The following is a 23,904-nucleotide window of genomic DNA, read 5'->3' as shown; positions in this document are numbered from 1 at the left end:
TCTAAGGTGGTTAATTAAACAGCGTAGTCTTTGAATTTTTACGACCAACTTAGACATCTTAGCTCAATGAGTTTTACAGGCTGCAAAATCTTAAATCTAATACGTTAGAAAGCGCATATAGGACATCATTCCTATTTTTTTCAGACCACAGATCTGATGGTTACTTGTAATGACGTAATTATTTTAAAAACTATTTCCCCAGCACCTCTTTAACCATTTCCCTGTTTGGTTTAGATACCGGGATTTTATCACCATTATTCATCAACAGCGTTCCGCCATCTTCTTTTAACCAGCTTTTTACAAATTTCGGATTTACCAGGTGACTTTGGTGCGCCCGCACAAAACCCTGAGGTTTGAGCAGATCTGCATATTCTTTCAGCGGTTTCGAAATCAGGATTTTATCACCGTTGCTCAAAAAGAAAAAAGTATAGGTATTATCGGCTACACAACGGATAATATCGTCAACAGGAACATAACGGATTTCATGCTGTTGGGGCAAGGCAATTTTCGGACTGCTTGGCTCACTCTTTTTAATCTGGCTCAACAAAAAATTAAGCTGCTCACCATTTATTTTATTCCTGAACCTAATTTCAGCCTTTTCTACTGCAACTTTCAACTCTTCGGGATCAACCGGCTTGAGCAGATAATCTAATGCGGCAAACTTTACTGCCTGGATGCCATAATGATCATAAGCAGTTACAAACACCACTTCAAAGGTTTTTTCGGCAAGGAGGTTCAACAGATCAAAACCTGTTGTTTTACCCATCTGGATATCCAGGAAAAGCAGATCTGGATGATGCAGGATAACCTGTGCAAAAGCCTCGTCAATATTGGATGCACTAGCTACCACTTTAATATCAGGACAGTGTTTATCCAATAAGATCTTTAGATTTTCTAAATTAGCTACCTCATCATCTACTAAAATTGCCCGCATTTTATAACCATTGATTAATTGTGATCCGGATTAAAGTTCCATTTGCATCTGCTTTCATATCCAATAAAAACGGTGTTTCTTTATAAATCGAATTCAGTAAAGATATTCTGTTTTTGGTCAATGCCAAACCCAAGCCAGCATAATCTTTTTCTACATCGAAACCATTGCCGTTATCTTTTACACTTAATATCAAATCCGTTTGCTGCTTTGTAAAACTGATTTCAATCTTTCCATCATTCCCTTTTCCAGCAATGCCATGTTTCACCGCATTTTCTACAAAGGGTTGTAAAAGCATGGCTGGTATTTCTATATTCTCTACATCTAAATCAGCTGAAGCTGTAATCTGGTACTGAAAACCAAAACGTAACTGCTCCATCTGCAGGTAATCATCTAATACCGTTTTTTCTGATGTTAAGCTGATAAGGTCTTTATGGTCTAAAACATTACGCGTTAATCGAGCAAATTTGGTAAGGTAGCGATTGGCATTATCGATTTCATTTTTGTTCATCAGCGTTTGGATACCTGCGAGCGCATTAAATAAAAAATGCGGGTTTAATTGAGAACGGACGGAATCTAACTTCAGTTTAGCGATTTCTTTTTCCTGAGATTTTTGCGCAATTACCTTTGCAGCTTTTTTTTTACGGTTATTGAGGATCAAAACCGATATGATACCACAAAGGGCCCCTATGATAACACTAACTAGTAATAACTCTCGAGAGGTAAAAAGCTTTTCTTTCTTTTCAATCACTGTAAACTCAAAAGATGTTTGGGGTAATGTCCAGCTTATACCGCGAGGCAAATCAAGCGACCGACATATTTCAGGTGCAATTGAGACCTTATATGTTCCTGGTTTCTTAAAATATTCAGCATCAACCGAGACATACGAATTATCCCAATCGCTGGTTGTTAGAACAGTTTCTTCAGGGTAATCACTACCATATCGGGTTATTTTTACTTTGTAAATAAAATTAACACCTGTATTCTCTATACCAATTGACATTAGCTTTATACTATCACTCACAATAATAGTTTCGCCATTATTAAAAGGCTGCCGTTTGAGAAAAAATGATTTCCGCCCTCTTTTTATCATTAGTCTGGTCATTTCACTAACAGATAATCCCTTTGTATTTATTGATTCTGAAAACAGATTCTTAATCAATACTTTAGGAGGTAAAAGGGGCTGATTATAAATTACAATTGTGTTTACTTTAAATTTCTGAGGCAGTTTGTATACTTTAACAATAATCTTTTTACCAACAACATTATAATCGCCCAAACTCATTGTAAAATAATTTGGAAAATCACTCTCTTTGGGCCATTTAAAATTTATATTACTTAGAATGGCATCATCCACAAGGTAAACACTATCGTTCTCTATAACAGAATACCTATAATATCTTAGGCTGTCTTTGTGGATCCTCATTTCCAGATGTATCTTTTTTGCCTCTCCAAGAAAAACATTATTTTTTAGTGAATCACTCGACTCAGGATTACTAAAAGAAATCCATTTGGTTCTTTCATCAACCCGAAGCAATACAGAACAGTTTGAATGCGGTCTGGAAATTCCATAATACGTTGGATTACCATTGGCTTCACTTAAGAAAGCATCTTTTTTTTTCTGTCCAAATGAGTATAGCGATGAACAAAGGAGAAGGAAGTAAATTATTCTTTTCATGCGTTTAATTTTCCATAAACATCCCGTAAAAAATCTGCTCAGGAAACATTAAAACAGGATATGGATTAGATAAACTAGTAAAAGATGGGATTGGGACAGGATTTATATTTGGGAGTAGTTAATTAGCTGAATAAGTAAAACCAAACAATAGTGATTTAGTTTATGGGTGTTAACTAACGTTTGTCAGTCTGAGCGGAGTCAAAGACTATTGCGACGAGTTTCACACGAAAAAAAAGATCCTTCGTTGCACTTAGGATGACAACTTTTTAATTATCCCCCTGCTTTTTTCACTTTATAACCATCTTTTTGCAAAATGCCCATCACTTTATCACGAACGTCACCCTGGATCATGATTTCGCCATCTTTAACTGAACCACCAACCCCACATTTGGTCTTCAGCATTTTACCCAATACTTCTAAATCTTCTGAGCGGCCCCTGAAACCTGTAATCAACGTTACTGCTTTACCGCCACGGTTCTTTTTGTCAAGCATTACCCTTAAATCCTGCTGGTTGTTCGGCGAGGTAACGGTATCATCAACTTCTTCTTCGTATTCGAATTCAGGATTGGTAGAATACATAATTCCACCAAGATCGCTTAAACTGTTTTTCTTTGGTTTCATGCTTATAATGTAATATGGGAGATGTAAAATGGATGAGGGTTAGTTTGTTGGGTTAATTGTTTAATTGACGCCCGACTCCAAACACCAAACGCTCAACTCTAAATTGGTCAATGGTTGATAGTTTTATGGCTCATGGTTAATAGTCAGATCGGCTCCAAACTCCAAACCCTCAACTCCAAACTAAACTATGGAACAATCACTTTTAACGAGAGTGGATTAATAACTGCTTCAATCTCAACGCCCATTTGCAAAGGCTCTCCATCTACGTGCACCGCTCCTGCCGTTTCCCTTATAATTTTAATATTTTTTCCTTTAATAATTTCAATCATATCAGAGCTTTCTGCTTTGCCCCTTAACATCACATAACCTAAAACAGGCAATTTTATTATCGGGAAGGGTTTAATAATGCAAACATCCAGCAATCCGTCCTTTACCGAAGCATTTGGTGCGATGTAAACATCGTTTCCATACTGCGATGAATTGGCAATGCTGATGGCGAAGGCTTTTCTGGTATATTCAGTCCCGTCGATATTCAAATTATACGTTTGCGCCTTATAGTTAAAAACCTCTTTAAAACCCAGTTTTACATAACCTGATAATCCGCGTTTTTTGTCTTTCGAAAAAACAGAACTCAGGTGGGCATCAAATCCCATTCCAGCCAAATTGAAAAAACACTTTTTGTTAAACTCAGCCGTATCAATTTCATCAATCTTAAAATTATTGATAATAGATAGCGCATATCTTAAGTTTTTGGAAATACTTAAAAAGCGGGCAAGTCCATTGCCCGATCCCAAGGGCAAAATCCCTAAAATTTTATTGTGCTTTAACACTTTTGTAGCTACTTCATTTATGGTACCATCGCCACCTGCAGCTATAATTACATCAAAGTTTTTGGTAGCGGCTTCATCAGCCAGTTCGCCGGCATGACCAACATATTCGCTAAAAACGAAATTGGGACTAAACTTTTCCTTATCCAGGTATTTGTCGATAAAATCTGGAATACGCAGTTTTCCCCTCCCACCAGAGATAGGGTTTATGATAAAGAGGATATTGATCTTTGTGTGCAAAGTGTAAGATTGAGTGCACAAAATAATCTATAATTTTTGAAATAAAGAAAATATGCTAATTTTGCGGCAGTAAAAAAGTGGATTGATTTGCTATCCCGATACCACGGGACCGGATTGCAACCACTTAAAAAAATTGCTAATGCCTCCTTTCAATCATTTCAACACCTGTTTCCAAGGGGTTTGGCAATTGTAAATTTGTTTATTTATCATTAATTATTTAATAAATGTCATATTTATTTACATCAGAATCTGTTTCTGAAGGTCACCCAGATAAAATCGCCGATCAAATTTCGGATGCGTTAATTGATAATTTTTTGGCTTTCGATCCAGAATCAAAAGTAGCTTGCGAAACTTTGGTTACAACGGGTCAGGTTATTTTAGCGGGTGAGGTAAAATCTAAAACATATTTAGATGTACAACAGATTGCACGTGATGTAATCAAGAAAATTGGTTACACCAAAAGCGAATACATGTTTGAGGCCAACTCTTGCGGTATTTTATCAGCCATACACGAGCAGTCGCAGGATATTAATCAAGGTGTAGATAGAAGTAGTAAAGAAGAACAAGGTGCAGGCGATCAAGGTATGATGTTTGGTTATGCAACCAACGAAACTGAAGATTACATGCCATTGGCATTAAACCTTTCTCATAAATTATTACAGGAACTGGCTGTTTTACGTCGTGAAAATAACGAAATTACTTATTTACGCCCGGATGCAAAAAGCCAGGTAACTTTAGAGTATGATGATAACAACAAACCGGTTCGCATCGATGCCATTGTGATTTCTACACAGCACGACGATTTTGATGAAGAAGCTGCAATGTTGGCTAAAATCAAAACTGATCTGGTAAACATCCTGATTCCAAGAATCATCAAAAACAATCCGGCTTACGCACATTTATTTAACGATAAAATTGAGTACCACATTAATCCAACCGGTAAATTTGTAATTGGCGGTCCGCATGGTGATACGGGCTTGACCGGCAGAAAAATCATTGTTGATACTTACGGTGGTAAAGGTGCCCATGGTGGTGGAGCTTTCTCTGGTAAAGATCCAAGTAAAGTAGATAGAAGTGCAGCGTATGCTACCCGTCACATCGCTAAAAACTTAGTGGCTGCCGGTATTGCTGACGAAATTTTGGTTCAGGTATCATACGCTATCGGTGTTGCAAAGCCAATGGGTATTTACATCAATACTTACGGAACGGGTAAAGTAGGTAAAACTGATGGCGAGATTGCTAAAATTGTAGAATCGATTTTCGATATGCGTCCTTACTTTATTGAGCAACGTTTAAAATTAAGAAACCCAATTTATAGCGAAACTGCTGCTTACGGACACATGGGCCGTACACCTGAAACGGTTACCAAAACTTTCAGAACACCAAATGGTGAAGAAAAAACGGTTACCGTTGATTTGTTTACCTGGGAGAAATTAGATTATGTAGATCAGGTTAAAGCTGCTTTCGGCATTTAATCAATCAAATAAATTTTTAGAAAAGGCGTTTTGCAGTATTGCAGAACGCCTTTTTTATTTCGCTAAACCTACGAAGTTTACATGTGCCCTATCCTACGTTTGGCGGTTCACCAAACAGTAGAAAAATCATTGATATTTTTTTGAAAAGCAGGGTTCTGCATCCATCGGCACCGAAAGCCCTGCCATCCGCTTTACCTCTCTGCGTTCGGTGTCCGCTCCTGTCAGGTTTATTTTACCTGGGTTCGGTGCTGACAGGCCAAACTGAAGAAGTTCGTTTAGCTCAAGCCCGGCCCAACTTCCGTAAGTTTTTCTGGCTCACCTGCTCAACCTAACATAGTTGCAAAAACCTAACCTATCTAAACCTGATTGACGCGGGTAGCGCCCGATTTTTTTCTAATCGGGACTACAAACAAAAAGCAGGACTGACATTAAAAAAAGCTAATGAACCTGCTTTCCAAAAACAATACAAATAATTACCCGCTTATCTTCCGATAGCTACAAGACAATTGAAAATACTAATTTCTACCTGTAAATAAATCCGATAGCTATCTAATCAGGGCGACGGAACCACAACTTATAAGGTTAAAATAAGTAGCATTAAAGGTTGTTATTTTTCATAAACGACAACTCTTTCCCGGCGAAATGATCATCGTCTATGCTGTAAGATTTAATATCTGCAATTTTCATTTCATCAACTGCATCTACAAAATTCTGGAATTTAGCTGTTTTACCCGGTTTGATGATCACGATCATATACTTTGATGGATTGTTCTGATGGGTAGCTGCCACCAATAGCTTATTCGAAGCAATTTCCTTTTGGAGACTTGCCATAGGGATCACTTTCATGTTGGCTTTTTCAATAGTCCCCATATAAGAAACGGCCTTGTTATCTTTACCCAGTACAATGGTCATGGTGCGCGATTCGGGATAATTTGCTGTTATATTAATATCCGTTTTATCTGGCTTAGCAATATCTGCAGCATTTAATTGGCTCAACGTTGTGGTGAGCATAAAAAATGTGGTTAATAAGAACATCAGGTCTACCATTGCAGTAAGATCTACCTTTGGTGTTGCTTTTTTGGATCTTCCCTTTACAGCCTTGCGGCTTTGAGATTCGTTTAGAGTTGCCATAATGATGAGGTTTTTTAATGATGATGACAACCTTGATCAAATTGCATAAAAAAGCGGCTAAAAATTTAACCGCCTAAGAAAGGTCTTTGCGAAGAGGAACGACGAAGCAATCTTACAACTACGGGTTTATAGCTACCGCATTAAGATTGCTTCCCCGAAATGTCGGGACAGGCTCCTGGCTGAAAAAAGCCTTCTCAGCAATGACGATTATTCTAATACAAATTATTTTACTGCTTCAATAACACCACAACCCACTCTTGGTCCGGAGTTGCCGGTAGGTTGTGTGGTATAATCATCTGTACCGCCATGTACAATAATTCCACGACCGATAATATTTTTAATATCGCCATCTTTTATGCTCCATCTATCGGTAGTAACCGAAAGGGTGGCATGTCCTTTACTATCTAACATGATATTGCCAATATCGCCACTGTGGTAAGCTGCAGATCCCCATTTTCCATGTGCTTCTTTTGTTGGATTCCAGTGGCCATGTGTATTTTCGCCCATATTGCCGCAATCGCCATGCTCGTGAAAGTGGACGGCAACATTGCTATCAGCACGTGCAGCAAAATTCATCTCGATATCCATCTTAATTTTCCCATCGCTCAATTCGTAAAATTTTGCTGTTCCAATGGTTTTGGTATTATCAGCCGTTTCGGTTAATGTTGCCTGGGCAATTTCTTTGTCGGTTTTGGTACAGGCACTTACAAATGCAAGGCCTGCAATGGCTGCGCTTAAAAAATATTTTTTCATTTTATTAAAATTTAGTTTACATACTAAACACATTGACAATCATTTAGTTTGTCTTAAAAAGAATGATAGCAAAACCATTTCGAATGCCACTTGTTTAATCAGTATAAAATCGTATAACTATGGAACAGCCAACTGCAATGAACACTTTGAGTCAAATTTTAGAGAAATTGAGGCTGAAAGGAAAAGATAACGAACTAAAAATGTCTGATCACGGTAAAATGCAAAGTAAATCGTTGGGTAAAATTTACAAACCTGAGGATTTAACTATTGTTAAAACCTACCGCTTTGAAGGAGATTCAGACCCTGCTGATAACTCTGTATTGTATCTTCTAGAAGATCAGGATAAAAATATTGGATATATACTAGATGCTTATGGCATCTATTCGGATAACGACGGGCCATCTTTTGACGATTTTTTAAAAAAGATCCCAACTGAAAACAGAGACGAGCAGGAATTATTCAGTTAATAACCTAAGATGATATAGGGAGAAGCAGCGTAATCTGATTCTCCCTTTTTTTATTTTAAAATATTAGCGGATTATAATTCCCTAATTTTGCGCCTCATTTACGAGCCCCAGATGAAAAGCAAAATCAATATTCCACCAATACCTGCTGTTTTACTATCCATTATTAGTGTGCAATGTGGGGCGGCAATTGCAAAAGGGCTTTTTCCACAAATTGGGGCTGCTGCAACAGCATCTTTACGGATCGGCTTATCTGCGGTAATCTTACTAATTGCCTTTAGACCAAACCTATTTAAATTTAATACTAAACAATGGAAATACGTGATCCTGTACGGTGTGTGTTTAGGAGTAATGAATATGGTTTTTTATATGGCCATCGCAAGAATTCCAATCGGTTTAGGAGTAACGTTAGAATTCGTTGGACCTTTAGGACTAGCCATTTTCGGATCGAAGAAACCTGTTGATTTTCTGTGGGTGGTACTTGCTGCTACCGGTATTGTATTGATTACACCATGGACAGGCACAGGACTTAATTTAGCTGGTGTATTGCTGGCACTATTGGCCGGCGTTTTCTGGGCAGGCTATATTATTTTGGGAGGTAGAATTTCAAAAATAATGAAGGGTGGCGATGCCGTTGCTATCGGGATGTTATTTGCTGCAATAGTCATTTTACCCTTTGGTATTTATGGTGGCGGTTTAAGCACGCTGAACCCGAAATTATTGGGTTTAGGAGCAGCACTTGCGCTGCTATCAAGCGCTATTCCCTTCACCCTGGAAATGAGAGTCCTTAAGCAGCTTCCTGCCCGGACTTTCAGTATTTTAATGAGTTTAGAGCCCGCTATGGCCTCATTGGCCGCACTCGTTTTTTTACAAGAATACCTCACATTAAAAGAGTGTTTTGCCGTGGCTTTTGTTGTAATTGCTTCAGTAGGCTCCTCGCTAACAGCTAAGGCACACCAAAAGTAATTAGGCCAGTTTTTCTGTTTTATAGATGACGATATCAGCGGTCAACCGATCAGCTTTTGCTACAAAGGCTAAAATATATGGCTGCTGATTGTGCAGATCTAAACCTGCCTGATCTTTCCATTCTTCCTGAAAAACAAAGGTTAAATCATCGGCAGCTTCGTGCAGGTCGTATTGGATACAGGCTTCTTCTTTTCTCGAATTGGTTACCATATCCAGTAAAACCTCTCTTAACGGATTTACCGTTTCCGGTTTACTCTTAACTATTGCTGTTAAATAAATGCTCATATATTGCTGTATTTAAAAAAATTTGGGTTAAATGTTCCTGGTATAATTGAAGTGCACTCCTAATATCCGCATTCTTTTCCACATCATGAAAATGGATACCATCTATTCGTTCCATTCCGGTAAAGGCATTCATTCTGTGGAAACCGAACAAGACGCCTTCATCCACACTGGTTTCCATAAAAAATTCTCCAGGCAGCGTAAAAGCCTCTTTTGGTGCATTCCATGATGATGTGACCATATATTTCCGTCCGTGCAGCATGCCGCCTGTACCATAATTTATGGTTGGATGATCCGCCTTACGTCCGTCACTAACGTAAATTCCTTTTTTATGACCTTCGGTAAATACCACATCGATATATTTTTTAAATCCATGTGGCAACTGGAACCACCAGATTGGGGTATGGTAAATTACAATATCCGCCCAAACATATTTCTCCACCTCTTCCTTGGGATTATAATCGTGGTTGATATTGGTTGTTTTTACTTGATATTCTTTCATTGAAGTAAAAAAATCGACAGTTGCATTAGCTATTGTCTCGTTAAACCTGCCACCAGAATGACCAAATTTTTGTCCTCCGTTAATAATGAATATTTTTGTCATTTCCTTTTTTTCTATTTGATAGCACAAAATTACAGCGCTTTTATCTATTATTAAAACAAGTTAATTCATAGCTTTGTATCAGAATTATAATACATCAGTTATGGTTAATTTAGAATGGTATAGAAGTTTTAAGGCGATTTATAAAACAGGAACTTTAACTGGTGCAGCAGAAAATCTGTTTATATCGCAACCTGGGGTGAGTTTGCATTTAAGTTCTTTAGAAAGTTATGTTGGCTACAAGCTGTTCGAGCGAACCGGCAGAAAAATGATCCCTACCGAAAAAGGAAAAGTATTGTATAATTTTATCGTAGAACCTTTGACTAAACTGGAGGATGCAGAAAAACATTTCCAGAAAAGTACGGAAAAACATACGCCAACAATTAGTGTAGGCATGTGTTTCGAAACTTTTCAGATTACGCTCGAGCAATATATTTCTACCCTTCCGTTTAATGTAATTATCCGTTTTGGCGAATATCCCGAAATGCTCGATCAACTGGACAAAGGCATTTTAGACCTCATTATTACCCCACAAAAAGGGAACTCGCCAAATGTGGAACATGAAGCATTTTCTTCCGAAAACATCGTTTTAGTAGGTGGAATAGAAACTGACGGAAGCACTTTTGATTCGTTAGTTAAAAAGAAAGATCTGGCAGGAATGGAAGCCTGGTTAAAAAAGCAAAAATGGTATGGTACGGCGGGCGATATGGAACACCTGTTACGTTTCTGGCAGCTTAACTTTGGCAAGCATGCCGATTTTCGCCCAAACTACATTGTACCTAATCTCAATTCAATTGTCCGTTGCTTATCTGGTGGAAAAGGCCTGGCAATTATCCCCGATTTTCTTTGCAAAAAAGAAGTTGAAGAGAGAAAAATAAAGGTTATTTGGGAAGGTACCTCAAAGCTCACCAATACTTTATACTTTGGTTGTAGAAAAAATACGCAGTATGCATCAGAAATTCACATAATCAAAAACCTTTTTAAAGAGGTTATGGTTAGTATATAGTTTTTATTGAAAATAATCCTGATTAGGTCTATTTTGAAACTTAAGTAAAATAATTATTTTAGATCACGTCCTAAAATTCCAGAATGAGTCAGTCCAGTCCGCTTTTAAGTAATGATCAACTAATAGAAGTTTTTAATCACACCCATACCGCAACGGCTGTTCACGTTGGAGAAACGGCCATTATACAGGCTGCAAATGATGCAATGCTCCGTATTTGGGGTAAAGACAGGCGTGTGATCGGAAAATCACTTGAAGATGCCCTGCCTGAATTAAAAGGCCAACCTTTTATTGAGATGTTCAGAAAAGTTTGGTTAGAAGGCCTTGTGATTTCGGGAAGGGATACTGCTGCCGACATTCTTATTGACGGTGAGCTGAAGACCTTTTATTTTGATTTTGAATATCGGGCCATAAAAAACGACGAAGGCAAGACCATCTGTATTCTACATACTGCCGTTGATGTAAGCGAGCGGGTACTGAGGAAAGAAGCGATAGAAAGGGAGCAAGAGAAGGATGAAGCATTACAGCGCGAACAGGTACTGAACGAGGAGCTTGCGGCCACAGTAGAAGAACTTGCGGCTACCAATGAAGAACTGGTGGCCACGAATGAAGAATTACAGGAAACGCAAGAAACCTTACATGTTTTAAATAATGAACTCGAATTAAGGGTTGTAGAACGGTTTAACCAGCTTTCGGAAAGCGAAAAACGCTTTAAAACCATGGCCGAGGGAACTGACATTTTTATTGCCGTTGGTGATGAGCATGGAAATGCGATTTATTTTAATAAACCCTGGGCTACCTTAACTGGCAGATCAATGAAGGATCTGCTTGCTTTTGGCTGGGCTGATCTGATCCACCCTGAAGACCGCGATAGGTATTTAAATATTTACCTTTCAGCCCTGGCAGAGAAAAAACCATTTACAGGCGAATTTAGAATCCAGACCAAAAAAGGTGATTACCGATGGTTGCTTGCCAATGGTCCACCGCGTTTCCATGCCGATGGATCTTTTGCCGGCTATATCAGCTCATGTATTGATATTACCGAAAGAAAATTAATCGAATTGGAGCGGTTAAATTTAAATAAGCTCATCGAAGCCAGTTCAGAGTTTATCGCTTTAGTCGGTTTAGATATGTCTATCCAATATTTGAACCCTGCAGCATTAAGAAAATTAGGCTGGGTTAACATTACGAACAGAAATATAGTAGAATGTGTTTTCCCTGCAGACAGACCGGCCGCCCAAAAGCTTTTACCCGGAGTTTTGCAGGGCATCAATTTTAAACAGGAAATCCGCTTCTGGAATGAAAAAACAGGAAATCCCTTTTGGATCGAATGGAATGGATTCGCTATAAAAGATCAGGAAACAGATAAAATAACCGCGATTGCTACGGTAAGTCCGGATATTACGGAACGAAAACTTTATCAGGAAGAGCTTCAGGATATCAATATCGAAATGGCGGCCGCAAATGAGGAACTGGCCACTACAAACGAAGAACTCGCTCAAACACATGAAGACCTGATCCAATATACCAAAAAATTAGCCGATAGTGAAGAAAGGCTACTTCAGGCCATTGATACCGGCAGAATGGGTACCTGGAGTATCGACCCAAAAACACTGGAAATTACCGTGTCGGGATTTGTTAAAAATTTACTCGGATTGCCACCAGATGAGCCTGCTAAAATGGATGTCATCATGAGCGCAGTCAATCCCGATTATCATGATATATTGAATGCGGTTTTAGCAAACGCCCTAAAGAATCATGCATCAAGTGATAATGAATATCCAATAAATAATTTAATTACTGGCGAAGAAAAATGGGTTAGAGCAACCGGGAGGGTATTTGCAGACCAGCATGGTAATGCGACAGAATATTCAGGTCTTTTTATTGATATCACGGAGCAAAAACTAGATGAGCTTCGAAAAAATGATTTTATCGGAATGGTGAGTCATGAATTAAAAACGCCATTAACAGCCATTAATGGCTTTGTTCAGGTTTTGCAGCGTAAGGCTAAAAAAGATCAGGACAATTATGCAATGATTGCTCTGGAAAAAACACATAGCCAGATCAGAAAGATGACCACCATGATCAATGGTTTCTTAAATGTATCACGTTTGGAATCGGGTAAGCTGCTTATCGAAAAAATTAACTTTAACTTAGATGAGTTGCTGAAAGAAACCGTCGAAGAAACTTATATCTCACAATCTTCGCATCAAATTATATTAAATCCGACCTGCGAAGTCAACATTAATGCCGATCGGGATAAAATCGGGAATGTGATTTCTAACCTGATCAGTAACGGAATAAAATACTCCGATAATGGAACGCGCATCGAAATAACCTGTAAACTACGTGATGCTGAGGTTGAAATTCAGATTAAAGATGAGGGAATAGGCATAAAACCTGAAGATATCGATAGACTTTTTGAACGTTATTACCGGGTAAAGGGTAACCATACGATCTCAGGTTTTGGCATCGGACTTTATTTAAGTGCCGAAATTATTGAGCGGCATGGTGGCAGGATATGGGCTGAAAGTGAAGAAGGTAAAGGCTCTGTGTTTCATTTTACTTTGCCTTTAAGGTAATTTATCACGGTTTTTTACCGCAAAGATCACTAAGGTTTTCGCAAGGGGGCGCAGAGGTTTTTCAAGAAAAGCGATTAATTTCGAGGCTAATGAGCCAACCCTTCGACTACGCTCAGGGTGACAATACGTGGAGGGTATTCCGTGTTTTATATATTGCCGTGGCTAAACAAAGAGAGATCTGTCATTCTGAGTGCAACGAAGAATCTTTCTTGTTAGCGCTAATTTAAGGTAAGTATCTGCGGTATTTTAACCGCTCCCTAGTAACGTCATTCGAGCGAATTGCAACTTAGTCGAGAACCCGAAGGCTCTGCGCAGCAAAATTTGTCTCGAGATAGATCTCTCCATTTCGCTTTGCTCCAGTCGAGATGACGATATTAGCGAAGCGTAATTGTGACGATTATAATTATCATATCCCCAAACCATCCAAAACCTCTTCATTAACCAAGTTAGGCAATGTAACTTTCAAAGTACCCGTGCGTTCCATTTCGCGTTCAATGGCAAAACGGGCTTCCTGATTACGAGCCCAGCTTCTTCGGGCAATACCATTGTTTACATCATAAAAAAGCATATTCTGCAGTTTTTCAGCAGCTTGTTCGGTTCCATCAAGCACCATTCCGAAACCACCGTTTATCACTTCGCCCCAACCTACGCCACCTCCGTTGTGGATCGAAACCCAGGTTGCACCCCTAAAACTATCGCCAATCACATTATGGATGGCCATATCGGCGGTAAACCTGCTTCCGTCGTAGATATTGCTCGTTTCCCTGAAAGGCGAATCTGTTCCACTTACATCGTGATGATCCCTGCCTAAAATTACGGGGGCTGATAATTCGCCGGTTTTAATGGCGTCATTAAATCGCAGTGCAATTTTTGCACGACCTTCGGCATCAGCATATAAAATGCGGGCCTTTGAGCCCACCACCAACCTGTTTTCTTTAGCTGCTGTAATCCAGTTAATATTATCCTGTAATTGCTGCTGTATTTCTGAGGGCGCAGTAAGTTTAATTTCTTCCATTACTTCTTTCGCCACGCGATCTGTTAAATCGAGATCCTTTTCATCGCCAGAGGCACAAACCCACCTAAAGGGACCAAAACCATAATCGAAACACAAGGGGCCCAAAATATCTTCTACATAAGACGGATACCTAAAATCGATACCATTTTCCGACATCACATCGGCACCTGCCCTACTGCATTCCAGTAAAAAGGCATTTCCATAATCGAAAAAGTAGGTGCCTTTAGCAGTATGTTGATTAACGCTGGCGGCATGTCTTTTTAATGAAGCCTGTACGTCAAGTTTAAATTGTTCAGCCGCATTGGCTATCATTTCATTGGCTTCTTCAAAATTTAAACCTGCAGGATAATAGCCCCCGGAGTAAGGATTATGAAGCGAAGTTTGGTCAGAACCAATCGCAACCTCAATATTTACCTGATCAAAACGTTCCCAAACATCGACCACATTACCAATGTATGCTAATGAGACTGTTTGTTTTTCACGTTGGGCCAATAAAACCCTTTTTACCAGTTCATCTAAATTATCAATCAGCTCATCTACCCAACCTTGCTGATGCCTTTTGCTGGCCGCTTTCGGATTCACTTCGGCACATACCGTAATACAGCCCACAAGATTACCAGCTTTGGTTTGAGCGCCACTCATACCACCCAAACCGGCCGTAAGGAAAATTTTACCGGCAGTATCTTTTCCATAAAAACCTTTTTTACGGAAAGCATTCATTAAGGTAATCGCCGTGCCATGAACAATGCCCTGGGGGCCGATATACATGTACGATCCAGCGGTCATCTGTCCATATTGGGTTACTCCTAAGGCATTAAATTTTTCAAGATCTTCAGGCGAAGAATAATTCGGCACCATCATGCCATTGGCAACCACTACCCTTGGCGCAGCCGTACTGGAAGGAAATAATCCCTGAGGATGTCCACTGTAAATATTCAGCGTTTGCTGATCAGTCATTGTGGCAAGGTATTGCATGGTGAGTAAATATTGCGCCCAATTTTGGAACACACTGCCATTACCACCATAGGTAATCAGTTCTTCAGGGTGCTGTGCTATGGCCTGATCCAAATTATTCTGGATCATGAGCATAATGGCGGCAGCATGTGGCGTACGACAAGGATACTCGCTTATTGGCCGTGCATAAATGGCATAATCCGGCATAAAACGGTACATGTAAATGTGTCCGTAGTTTTCCAGTTCACTTAAAAACTCTTGCGCAAGCTCCTGGTGCCATGCTTCGGGGAAATAACGCAGTGCATTTTTAATGCTCAGTTTTTTTTCCGCAGCATTTAACACCGCTCTCCTTACCGGAGCATGGCTTAATTGCGCATTTCTTATTTTTTTTGCGGGTAAAACCGAAGGAATACCTGCCAATAGCTGTGCTTTAAAATCCATTTCCTGTAATTTTAACTCTTAATTAAATCCTGTTCTGCTTTGATTGCAGCGGCAACAATTTTCCCCTGCTGAACCATTTGGATGGCATTTTCCATCCTATCGTACATGATCTGGTCTTCTTCAAAATGATCAATTTCGGTGCGGACAAAATCGTGCACTGCAGCCAATATTTTTCCTGGTTTCAATGGATAGTGGTAATCAACAGCCTGTGCAGCACAGAACAACTCGATACCAAGGATTTTTTCTACATTTTCGATTACCTGTAAGGCTTTACGCCCACTGATGGAGCCCATGCTTACATGATCTTCCTGACCAAGCGAGGTTGGAATACTGTCGGCACTGGCCGGGAAACAAAGTCCTTTATTCTCGCTTGCCAGAGCTGCCGAGGTATATTGAACAATCATAAAACCCGAATTTAATCCGGTTTCTTTCATCAGCAATTTCGGCACACCAGGCGTATTTCCTTCTAAAGAGAGGTAAATCCTTCTATCGCTGATGTTTCCGATTTCTGAAGCGGCTAAACAGGCATAATCAAGTGGTAAAGCCAATGGCTGACCATGGAAATTACCTCCGCTGATGGTTAAATCATCAGTAAATATGACCGGATTATCGGTTACCGAATTGAGTTCGATTTCTAAAGCTTCTTTTAAATGCATCCATGCCGCTCTGGAAGCCCCATGCACCTGAGGGATGCATCTTAATGAATAGGGATCCTGTACTTTAGCGCAATTGGCATGCGATTCCATGATTTCAGAACCTTGCAAAAGTTTTCGAACCTGTTCTGCCACGGCAATATTTGCCGGGTAAGGCCTTAACTGATGGAGCTTTGGATGAAAAGGTTTTTCTGATCCCTGTAAGCCTTCAATCATTAATGCGGCAATAATATCAGCAGAATTGAGCACATTTTCCAAACGCTGTACTACTTTAACGGCATGCGCTGCAATAAACTGCGTCCCGTTAATTAAAGCCAGACCTTCTTTGGGACCTAATTGTAAAGGCTGTATCTCATGTTCTTTTAAAAGTTGAGCTGTGGCAATAATTTCGCCTTTATAATGCACCTTACCTAAACCGATTAAGGGCAAAAATAGATGTGATAATGGAGCTAAGTCGCCGGAAGCACCAACAGAACCTTGTTTTGGCACTACTGGTGTAGCGCCGGTTTCTAAAAACAAGATCATCCGGTCTAGCGTTTCGATTTTGATGCCTGAATAGCCCTGTGCTAATGCCTGCAGTTTTAAAACGAGCATCAGTTTTGATATTTCGCTATCTATCGGTTCGCCTACGCCAACAGCATGACTCTTTAAAATATTCTCCTGTAATTTACGGGTATCAACGGCCGAAATCATGGAAGTACATAAGGGACCGAAACCAGTATTGATACCATAAACTGCTTTACCTGAAACCGCAATCCGCTCCACCACCCTACTGCTTTCGAGCACTTTTGCCCGGGTGCTTTCGCTTAATGTGCCTTTCACTTCACCATTGCTGATGGCCAAAGCCAGGTTAGCCGTTAAATGATCTGTACCGTAATTAAAAATCTGTTGCCCACTCATATTGTAAAGGTTTTAAACAAAAATAAGCGCTATATTTGATACCTATAAATACCAATTACATCATCATGTAATAACCATGAGTTATCAGATAGAACTAAGGCACTTAAAATATTTTCAGGTTTTGGCGGAGGAACTGAAATTTAGAAAAGCTGCCGACCGCCTGTTTATTTCCCAACCGGGATTAAGCCGGCAGATTAAACAAATGGAAGAAATTTTTAACGCTCCACTCTTTGATCGGGATAAGAAAAAAGTAACACTTACCGAAGCTGGCCTTTACCTTAAAGATGAAGTAGATTTTCTATTCAGCCATATCGAGAACATCAAAAAACAGTTAACCAATATTACAGAAGGCAAACAAGGTGAACTACGGATTGGATTTTTAGGCTCTGCAGCACAAAAAATTGTACCGGAAGTTATTTTTAAGCTAAACAAAGATTTTCCAGAGATCAGAACCAATCTGGATGAAATGCCTAATAAACTACAGATCGAATTACTGGAAAAAGACATGCTTGATATGGGTTTTGTGCGGATGCAGCAGTTTAAACCGGGCATTTCTAAACACATGATCCATCAGGATACTTTCTCGCTGGTGTTGCCTAAAAGTCATCCGATAAAAATGGCAAGTTTTGAAGCGGTAAAAAAACTCGGAGATGAGCCTTTCATTTTTTTCTCAAGCGATGACAGTCCATTCTATTACGACCTGATGATGAGTATATGTGAAGACCATGGCTTTAAACCCAAAACCTACCACAAATCAGTTAATGCGCTCACGATTTACAAACTGGTAGAAGAAGGTTTGGGCATAGCCATTGTGCCCACGGGACTGCAATATGGCTATCAGGAAAACGTGAAGTTTGTAGAACTCACGCACATTCCGCAAAGAACAGAGCTTTATATGATCTGGAAAGAATCTAACCGGAACCCGGCATTAAAAAATGTGATTAAAATGTTGTTGAAGGATTCAAAGAAGAGTTGAAACTTATCCAATTCAATAGTCCCAAGATCAAAACCAGAAATTGCTTCAAAAATTAAACTTTCAATCACATGTTGGCGTTCCAATTTGAAGATGCTTTCTTGTTTCTATTAATTTTAATGTAATCACTACTTTTTTACAGCTATTTTTTCTAATAAGGATTATTTTTTTAGCCTAAGCATATCTTCAATAATCTTATATACCACCGGACTCAGATTAAATTCAAAAAAGACATCTTTTCCTTCTGCAGTTATCGAAACCTTACCATCCTGAACTAATATATTATCAACTTTTTTTTTACTGTATTCGGGTTTATTTCTTATTAAATAGCAAGTATTATTTTCGGATATAAGTCTCAATGAATCGATCAATTGATAATCTTTTGTCTTACTTACATATAAATGCGTGAGTACATCCTGTTCAAAGTATAGATCTACTTTATCCAAATCATTATCTGGGATAATTGATTCATTTAAATTATTGATGATTTCGAAAGCATATTTACATGTATCAAAATTACTACTTACGGTATAAGCAATTGCTTTGTTTTTATAATTAATATCGAATTCAATTTGCGTGAATGCTTCATTTATTTTAAAATTTTCAACATCTGTTAAACGGGATTCTCCATCTGGATTCATGTCTAATTGAAATTGTCTTTTTTTAAAATTGTAACTAAATTTTACACCTGCATATAGGGTTAACTCTTCCATATTTGGGCTATAAAAAAATAACGTGTCTTTTGCTTCTATCTTCTTCATTTAATTATATTTATATTTTTTAAGTACGTCCCATGCCGCATCTGATTTAGATCTAGGATTCCCTGAGCCTTTATTTATTTTATCAATTTCAGCTTGAACCCTACCAAAATCATCGCTCTTAATTTTATAACTATCAACTGTTACATTTCCTTTAGTTACAGGAATAGTCACACTTTTTGCTCCACCTTCTGCCAATACTCCAAAAACATTTGATCTACATTTTGAACATACACCTACAGGTTTGACTCCATTATTAAAATTACCCGTAACATCTGAAATAACCACATCTTGTCCATTTAACCAACCCTTGTTAGTGAAGTCATTGAGCCCATTTATCTCTGCGTGTCCTGCTGTAGAACTACTATAAGTTCCTGTATTATTCCCTGCTGTAATAGTTGCGCTCGCTCCATTCATAAACTCGCCCCACGGCATCAATCCAAAGACATCTAACCAATAATTGCTATCTCCAACATAAGCATATAGCCTATTTCCCCCTTCCAACCCTATTGGATCTTTGCTTACATATCCCCCAATCTCTGGATCATAATACCTAAACCTATTATAATACAAGCCCGTTTCTATATCCTCATACTGCCCCTGGTACCTAAATGGCACAAAGTTTCTCTCACCGCTAAGGTTATGTATTTTTCCATAAATATCAAGTTCAGCATCCCACACTTTTTTACCGGCATCATCATAAGCTTGTACAGGTGTTCCCAAATAATCGCTTATAATAGAATAGTACTGGCCATTAACAATTTTGGCACTTGGGGTAAATTTGTTCTGATCGTACACCCATGTAATTAAATCGTTGCCAAGCGGTTCGGTTTTATCGTAGCTGAGCAATCCATCTTTATTAATCACCAGGTTAGGCCGCTCTTTTAAAGGGTAATTCCATTCGTGGAGCAGTAAATTACCATCCCATAAATAGCGGTAGATCACCCCCTCCCGGCCTTCCCCTCTTGGGGAGGAACCATAAACAATTTTGGCTTTTCTTCTGCCTAAAGCATCGTATTCGAAATGAATGATCTCGCCATGTGGATTTTTAACCGCTTTCATCATGCCATTGGCGGCCCAGGCATAAGACCAGTCACCTTCTTTCCATTCTGGTAAATCCGGTTCAGCATCTGCCAGGATATCCAGCGCTTCCGCTTTTGGGATATCGGGATTGGCCATTCCCCAGTTTAATTTTTTGCCAAATAAGCCATTATCTTCTGGTTGGGCAACTTCTTCTTTGGCCAGACCGTTAATGTTACGCTTGCTTTTTTGCACCAGGTTGCCTTTGGCATCGTAACGGTAGTACCATTGGTCATCTTTCAACAGTTTACCTCCTTTATCATAACGCCGGTCACTGCGATCAGCAGTTTTATATAAGTTCCCGGTTTCATCAGGATTTTTATATATGACTTTGCCGTCATCGCTATAACTTGCGGAAGACAGGCTGCCAAAAGTATCATATCTGTAATTGATGCTGCCGCCCGTAATGCTATTTAAGCAGCTGTTGAGTTTATCATTCGGCCCCCAGACATATTGTTTAAACGTGGTAATGGAACGACTAGCTTCAACCTTCTGACTGATTGGATGGCCTTCGTGATCATAATCGAAAGTAGCTTTTATCCCGCCGCTTAAACTGCGGCTGGTTTCCTGTCCGTTTTTATTGCGGCCAATACTTGCAGTCCATTCTGCTGATCCACCACTTTTTGCGGCAATGCCATTCAGGTAACCTATTTCATCATAATCGTATTGAATATCTGCGCCTAATGAGCTTTTTAAACTGGTTAGGTTGCCAAAAACATCATATTGGTAATTGATCTGGTAACCATCCTGTATTTCCTGGGTAACCATACCCAGTGGATTCCGCTTGAAATTAACTAAAGAAAAGTCGTTCTCTGCAGCAATAAGCAAACCGAGTTTATTGTATTGGAAAGCTTCGTAGGTACCATCTTCATAGCTGCTGTACACGAGCCGGCCGCTCAGATCGTAATTGTGGTAAATGGCCTTACCATCGGCCTGTATGGTTTTAATAACCTGCCCATCCTGATTGCGGATATATTGTTGTTCCTGTCCATCAAAGCCAATTTCTTTTACCACATCATCGTTGGCATCTCTTAAAAAGAGATATTCTTCGCCTTTTTCGTTGGTAATGGCCTTTAAGTTTTCCCATTGATCGTAGGTAAAATGTAGGGTCTGGATGTTCTGGCTGGAGGATTGACTGCTTCTTTTTTGTGTTTTTAGGCTACCCATAGGCGTATAAGCCATGTACCATTCTTCACGCCCATCAGTGGCGTAAACCGGAAGATCGTAGGCATCGTATTTGAAATGTAAGGCTTCTTCTCCAAAATCTTTTATCAGGGTAACACGGCCCATTTCATCCCGCTCCCAAATTGTAGTTTGATCACCATCAGGACTAAAACGGATCAACCGCCCATAATCATCATAAGTCCAACGGCGGCTGTTGCCTTCGCTGGAAACCGATTCGATCAGCTGGTTTAAATTGTTATAAGTCCAATGGATTTCGTGACCGTCATTATCGCGACAAAATACCGGTAATTTTTGCTCTTCGTTATAATAAAAATCGACTACCCGACTGTCTTTTTGAACATGTTTAAGCAATTGGTTCTGCCCATTATACAACCAGGTTTCGTTTGAACCGGCCGGATCACTGCGCAGAATGAGGTTATTGTTTTCATCGTAGGCATATTGATATTGCTCGCCATCTGCGGTGTGGTAAGTGGTAATATTGCCCCGATCATCATATTCGTAACCGATTACCCTTCCTTCAGGGCTCGAAACCATTTTTTCTTGATTATAGCGATCGTGCTCATACCAGGTTTCGCCACCCAAAGCATCTACTTTTTTGTACACCAGATCGTTTTCATCATAATAATAACGTTCTATTTTACCGTCGTGGTAGTACACTTCGTTATAACCTTCTTCAGGGAAATAGCTTATCGATCCGCTCATAAAACCGTCTCTGCCCTCAGTGTGGATTACGCGGCCCTCTGCGTCATAAGTCCAGAAATACGCCATGCCGTTTCGGTTGGTTCTTTTAACTACTCTATTATGGTCATCGTACTCAAAACTGATGACTTTGCCTGCCTGATCGTATACTTTGACCATGTTGCCACGCTGATCGTAATCGTAACTCACCAACAGATCGCTGGTATTTTTATAATGATAATAAACAGCAGTAATTGCCGTACCGGCTTCATTATGCTGCATTTCGAGTACACGGCCTGAGTTTTCGACAATCCGGGTTAAAAGCTGTTGTTGATAATAAAAGGTAAGCTGACTGCCATTGGTGTATTCGATATGATTGATGCGGTAGATATCACCATCTTGCCCGCCACTAAAAAGTGTATACGTATAAATATCCTGATGAATGGTAAGTACCCAGGTATTTTCATCAGGTCTTTCCATCCAGACCTTTTGTGCACGATCATATTGTTTGCCTGAATATGGCTCAATATAAGGCAAGGGCATCACCATATTTTCGGTAGGGTGACTAAAACCTACAATGCCAGCTTCATAATCCGGATAAATATAAAGATCATAATTACTGTATACCTGGTTGCCCAGCATGCCCGCATAAGGTTTATCACTACGCCATACATTGTTCCAGGCCAGTGTTTGGCCACCGGGCAATTCGAAATCGGTCCACTCGAAGAACATGGCTCCGGTAACAAAATTAACAGGTTCCAAGCCCCAATGACAAAGCTTTTTAGATATCGGGTTGTTTTTAAAAAGTCCACGTAATACCTTATTAACCCCTTTAAGTGCCCCTTTAGCTAAAGCTCCCCCCAATTTGGTTAGCCCCCTCATGATGCCAATGGCTGCAAAACGCATTAAATACTCTTTCAGTGTATAATTATGTGGTGCAAATGTACCTCCAACCAATACGGGTTTGCCGGTATTAATCTGCACGTACATGCTTAATAAATCGCTGTAAAAAGCAAAATAAGCCAATGGATTTTTCTTTAATTTACCTGGTACAGTTGGTAGCGGTTTTAAACCCATGGGTGGGCACCAGCAGGTAAGAACCTGGCCCGGATTAGATCCGCTCATTTCTGATCCCTGCCCTTTTACCGTGGTTGATCCCCAATATACTTCACCTTCGTGTGGTGAACCGGGTATGTTTACAATAAAATAAACCGGTATAGAACTAATGTGCCTGAAAGGAAGCAAAACCCCCATTACACTGGTAGTTGTGGTTGCTTTATGCCTGCCATGCACATAGATCGACCCACCCATTGGGATACTGGCCGTACCAATTAACCCCTGTGCAAATTTCGGGATAGGAATGCTGAAATGCAGGTAATCCATCGGATCGAAAACCATCCCGATAAAAGGATGTGGTAAAGGCAGTGGAATAAAACCGAATGAAGGTGGAATCGGAATGGTTGTCCAGTGAAAATCGATAGCTAGCACCACATCGAAATGCTTGCTTACATGCTGCACCGCCGTATTGGCCATTGCAGGTTTTTTGGCTTTTAAAAGCTTTAAAGGGCTTTTGGATGCAGGTGGATTACTTCCTGGTGCAACACCACCGCCACCGCCTACCGCTTTGGGTTCGGCTTTGGTTAAGCTTGCAGATAGGCTTACTGACCTATCGGTAGACATATTCGGTTTACTCGCTTTAATCTTTTTCATCTG

18 protein-coding genes are annotated in these 23,904 nt (G+C 39.7%); 6 read left to right on the top strand and 12 right to left on the bottom strand.

Annotated features, from left to right (window positions below; genetic code table 11):
- Positions 1–190: 190 nt before the first annotated feature.
- The 4 genes from FFJ24_RS23015 to FFJ24_RS23000 form a co-directional block, all read right to left on the bottom strand.
- On the bottom strand, positions 191–934 hold the full coding sequence (locus FFJ24_RS23015; protein ID WP_138819457.1) for a LytTR family DNA-binding domain-containing protein: 744 nt from the start codon (positions 932–934) through the stop codon (positions 191–193).
- A 1-nt stretch (position 935) separates the two neighbouring features.
- Complete coding sequence (locus FFJ24_RS23010) at positions 936–2,609, bottom strand: sensor histidine kinase (protein WP_138819456.1); 1,674 nt, start codon at positions 2,607–2,609, stop codon at positions 936–938.
- Between the two features lie 270 nt (positions 2,610–2,879).
- A complete protein-coding gene (locus FFJ24_RS23005) occupies positions 2,880–3,230 on the bottom strand; it encodes a translation initiation factor (RefSeq protein ID WP_090504011.1) in 351 nt (116 codons plus the stop codon).
- A gap of 185 nt (positions 3,231–3,415) precedes the next feature.
- Positions 3,416–4,297, bottom strand: coding sequence for a diacylglycerol kinase family protein (locus FFJ24_RS23000; RefSeq protein ID WP_246862685.1), 882 nt, complete (start codon positions 4,295–4,297; stop codon positions 3,416–3,418).
- A 224-nt stretch (positions 4,298–4,521) separates the two neighbouring features.
- Between FFJ24_RS23000 and metK the strand changes: the two genes are divergently transcribed.
- Entirely contained in the window at positions 4,522–5,772 is a 1,251-nt protein-coding gene (metK, locus tag FFJ24_RS22995; RefSeq protein ID WP_138819454.1) for a methionine adenosyltransferase, read from the top strand.
- Positions 5,773–6,369: 597 nt separating this feature from the next.
- On the opposite strand, the gene FFJ24_RS22990 is transcribed toward metK, so the two are convergent.
- Together FFJ24_RS22990 and FFJ24_RS22985 are read right to left on the bottom strand one after the other, a co-directional pair.
- Positions 6,370–6,903, bottom strand: a complete 534-nt coding sequence (locus FFJ24_RS22990) for a biopolymer transporter ExbD (protein WP_138819453.1) — start codon at positions 6,901–6,903, stop codon at positions 6,370–6,372.
- 222 nt (positions 6,904–7,125) lie between these two features.
- Positions 7,126–7,656: a superoxide dismutase family protein gene (locus FFJ24_RS22985; protein ID WP_138819452.1), complete on the bottom strand. Its 531-nt coding sequence runs from the start codon at positions 7,654–7,656 to the stop codon at positions 7,126–7,128.
- A 119-nt stretch (positions 7,657–7,775) separates the two neighbouring features.
- Between FFJ24_RS22985 and FFJ24_RS22980 the strand changes: the two genes are divergently transcribed.
- Both FFJ24_RS22980 and FFJ24_RS22975 read left to right on the top strand, forming a co-directional pair.
- The gene (locus tag FFJ24_RS22980; protein ID WP_121284503.1) at positions 7,776–8,123 is read left to right on the top strand and encodes a hypothetical protein; all 348 of its coding nucleotides are present in this window, start codon (positions 7,776–7,778) and stop codon (positions 8,121–8,123) included.
- Between the two features lie 111 nt (positions 8,124–8,234).
- Positions 8,235–9,086: a DMT family transporter gene (locus FFJ24_RS22975; RefSeq protein ID WP_138819451.1), complete on the top strand. Its 852-nt coding sequence runs from the start codon at positions 8,235–8,237 to the stop codon at positions 9,084–9,086.
- Here the strand turns inward: FFJ24_RS22975 and FFJ24_RS22970 are convergent, their stop codons facing one another.
- A complete protein-coding gene (locus FFJ24_RS22970) occupies positions 9,087–9,371 on the bottom strand; it encodes a putative quinol monooxygenase (protein ID WP_138819450.1) in 285 nt (94 codons plus the stop codon).
- On the bottom strand, positions 9,343–9,972 hold the full coding sequence (locus FFJ24_RS22965) for an NAD(P)H-dependent oxidoreductase (RefSeq protein WP_138819449.1): 630 nt from the start codon (positions 9,970–9,972) through the stop codon (positions 9,343–9,345). The genes FFJ24_RS22970 and FFJ24_RS22965 overlap by 29 nt, the downstream gene beginning before the upstream one ends.
- Positions 9,973–10,072: 100 nt before the next feature.
- Here FFJ24_RS22965 and FFJ24_RS22960 point away from each other — a divergent pair, with 100 nt between their 5' ends.
- The gene (locus FFJ24_RS22960; RefSeq protein WP_138819448.1) at positions 10,073–10,975 is read left to right on the top strand and encodes a LysR family transcriptional regulator; all 903 of its coding nucleotides are present in this window, start codon (positions 10,073–10,075) and stop codon (positions 10,973–10,975) included.
- 83 nt (positions 10,976–11,058) lie between these two features.
- Positions 11,059–13,554: a PAS domain S-box protein gene (locus tag FFJ24_RS22955; RefSeq protein WP_138819447.1), complete on the top strand. Its 2,496-nt coding sequence runs from the start codon at positions 11,059–11,061 to the stop codon at positions 13,552–13,554.
- A 406-nt stretch (positions 13,555–13,960) separates the two neighbouring features.
- Here FFJ24_RS22955 and FFJ24_RS22950 read toward each other — a convergent pair whose 3' ends face one another.
- Both FFJ24_RS22950 and hutH read right to left on the bottom strand, forming a co-directional pair.
- A complete protein-coding gene (locus FFJ24_RS22950; protein ID WP_138819446.1) occupies positions 13,961–15,964 on the bottom strand; it encodes a urocanate hydratase in 2,004 nt (667 codons plus the stop codon).
- Between the two features lie 11 nt (positions 15,965–15,975).
- On the bottom strand, positions 15,976–17,517 hold the full coding sequence (gene hutH, locus FFJ24_RS22945; protein WP_138819445.1) for a histidine ammonia-lyase: 1,542 nt from the start codon (positions 17,515–17,517) through the stop codon (positions 15,976–15,978).
- Between the two features lie 76 nt (positions 17,518–17,593).
- On the opposite strand from hutH, the gene FFJ24_RS22940 reads away from it, so the two are divergent.
- Positions 17,594–18,493, top strand: a complete 900-nt coding sequence (locus FFJ24_RS22940) for a LysR family transcriptional regulator (protein WP_138819444.1) — start codon at positions 17,594–17,596, stop codon at positions 18,491–18,493.
- A gap of 158 nt (positions 18,494–18,651) precedes the next feature.
- Here the strand turns inward: FFJ24_RS22940 and FFJ24_RS22935 are convergent, their stop codons facing one another.
- Together FFJ24_RS22935 and FFJ24_RS22930 are read right to left on the bottom strand one after the other, a co-directional pair.
- On the bottom strand, positions 18,652–19,251 hold the full coding sequence (locus tag FFJ24_RS22935) for a hypothetical protein (protein WP_138819443.1): 600 nt from the start codon (positions 19,249–19,251) through the stop codon (positions 18,652–18,654).
- The gene (locus tag FFJ24_RS22930; protein WP_168202538.1) at positions 19,252–23,901 is read right to left on the bottom strand and encodes an RHS repeat-associated core domain-containing protein; all 4,650 of its coding nucleotides are present in this window, start codon (positions 23,899–23,901) and stop codon (positions 19,252–19,254) included.
- Positions 23,902–23,904: the final 3 nt, after the last annotated feature.

Source organism: Pedobacter sp. KBS0701 (assembly GCF_005938645.2).
In the GTDB taxonomy this organism is placed as follows: Bacteria; Bacteroidota; Bacteroidia; order Sphingobacteriales; family Sphingobacteriaceae; genus Pedobacter.
Note: the sequence above shows the minus strand (reverse complement) of the source record. Positions and strands in the feature narration are given on the sequence as shown.

Excerpts from the sequence above, each read along its gene's own strand:
- FFJ24_RS22980 (WP_121284503.1), top strand. The coding sequence starts at position 7,776 with ATGGAACAGCCAACTGCAATGAACACTTTGAGTCAAATTTTAGAGAAA.
- FFJ24_RS22990 (WP_138819453.1), bottom strand. The coding sequence starts at position 6,903 with ATGGCAACTCTAAACGAATCTCAAAGCCGCAAGGCTGTAAAGGGAAGA.
- FFJ24_RS23015 (WP_138819457.1), bottom strand. The coding sequence starts at position 934 with ATGCGGGCAATTTTAGTAGATGATGAGGTAGCTAATTTAGAAAATCTA.
- FFJ24_RS22975 (WP_138819451.1), top strand. The coding sequence starts at position 8,235 with ATGAAAAGCAAAATCAATATTCCACCAATACCTGCTGTTTTACTATCC.
- FFJ24_RS22970 (WP_138819450.1), bottom strand. The coding sequence starts at position 9,371 with ATGAGCATTTATTTAACAGCAATAGTTAAGAGTAAACCGGAAACGGTA.
- FFJ24_RS22960 (WP_138819448.1), top strand. The coding sequence starts at position 10,073 with ATGGTTAATTTAGAATGGTATAGAAGTTTTAAGGCGATTTATAAAACA.
- FFJ24_RS23010 (WP_138819456.1), bottom strand. The coding sequence starts at position 2,609 with ATGAAAAGAATAATTTACTTCCTTCTCCTTTGTTCATCGCTATACTCA.
- FFJ24_RS22940 (WP_138819444.1), top strand. The coding sequence starts at position 17,594 with ATGAGTTATCAGATAGAACTAAGGCACTTAAAATATTTTCAGGTTTTG.
- FFJ24_RS22985 (WP_138819452.1), bottom strand. The coding sequence starts at position 7,656 with ATGAAAAAATATTTTTTAAGCGCAGCCATTGCAGGCCTTGCATTTGTA.
- FFJ24_RS22935 (WP_138819443.1), bottom strand. The coding sequence starts at position 19,251 with ATGAAGAAGATAGAAGCAAAAGACACGTTATTTTTTTATAGCCCAAAT.
- FFJ24_RS22930 (WP_168202538.1), bottom strand. The coding sequence starts at position 23,901 with ATGAAAAAGATTAAAGCGAGTAAACCGAATATGTCTACCGATAGGTCA.
- metK (WP_138819454.1), top strand. The coding sequence starts at position 4,522 with ATGTCATATTTATTTACATCAGAATCTGTTTCTGAAGGTCACCCAGAT.
- hutH (WP_138819445.1), bottom strand. The coding sequence starts at position 17,517 with ATGAGTGGGCAACAGATTTTTAATTACGGTACAGATCATTTAACGGCT.
- FFJ24_RS23005 (WP_090504011.1), bottom strand. The coding sequence starts at position 3,230 with ATGAAACCAAAGAAAAACAGTTTAAGCGATCTTGGTGGAATTATGTAT.
- FFJ24_RS22955 (WP_138819447.1), top strand. The coding sequence starts at position 11,059 with ATGAGTCAGTCCAGTCCGCTTTTAAGTAATGATCAACTAATAGAAGTT.
- FFJ24_RS22965 (WP_138819449.1), bottom strand. The coding sequence starts at position 9,972 with ATGACAAAAATATTCATTATTAACGGAGGACAAAAATTTGGTCATTCT.
- FFJ24_RS22950 (WP_138819446.1), bottom strand. The coding sequence starts at position 15,964 with ATGGATTTTAAAGCACAGCTATTGGCAGGTATTCCTTCGGTTTTACCC.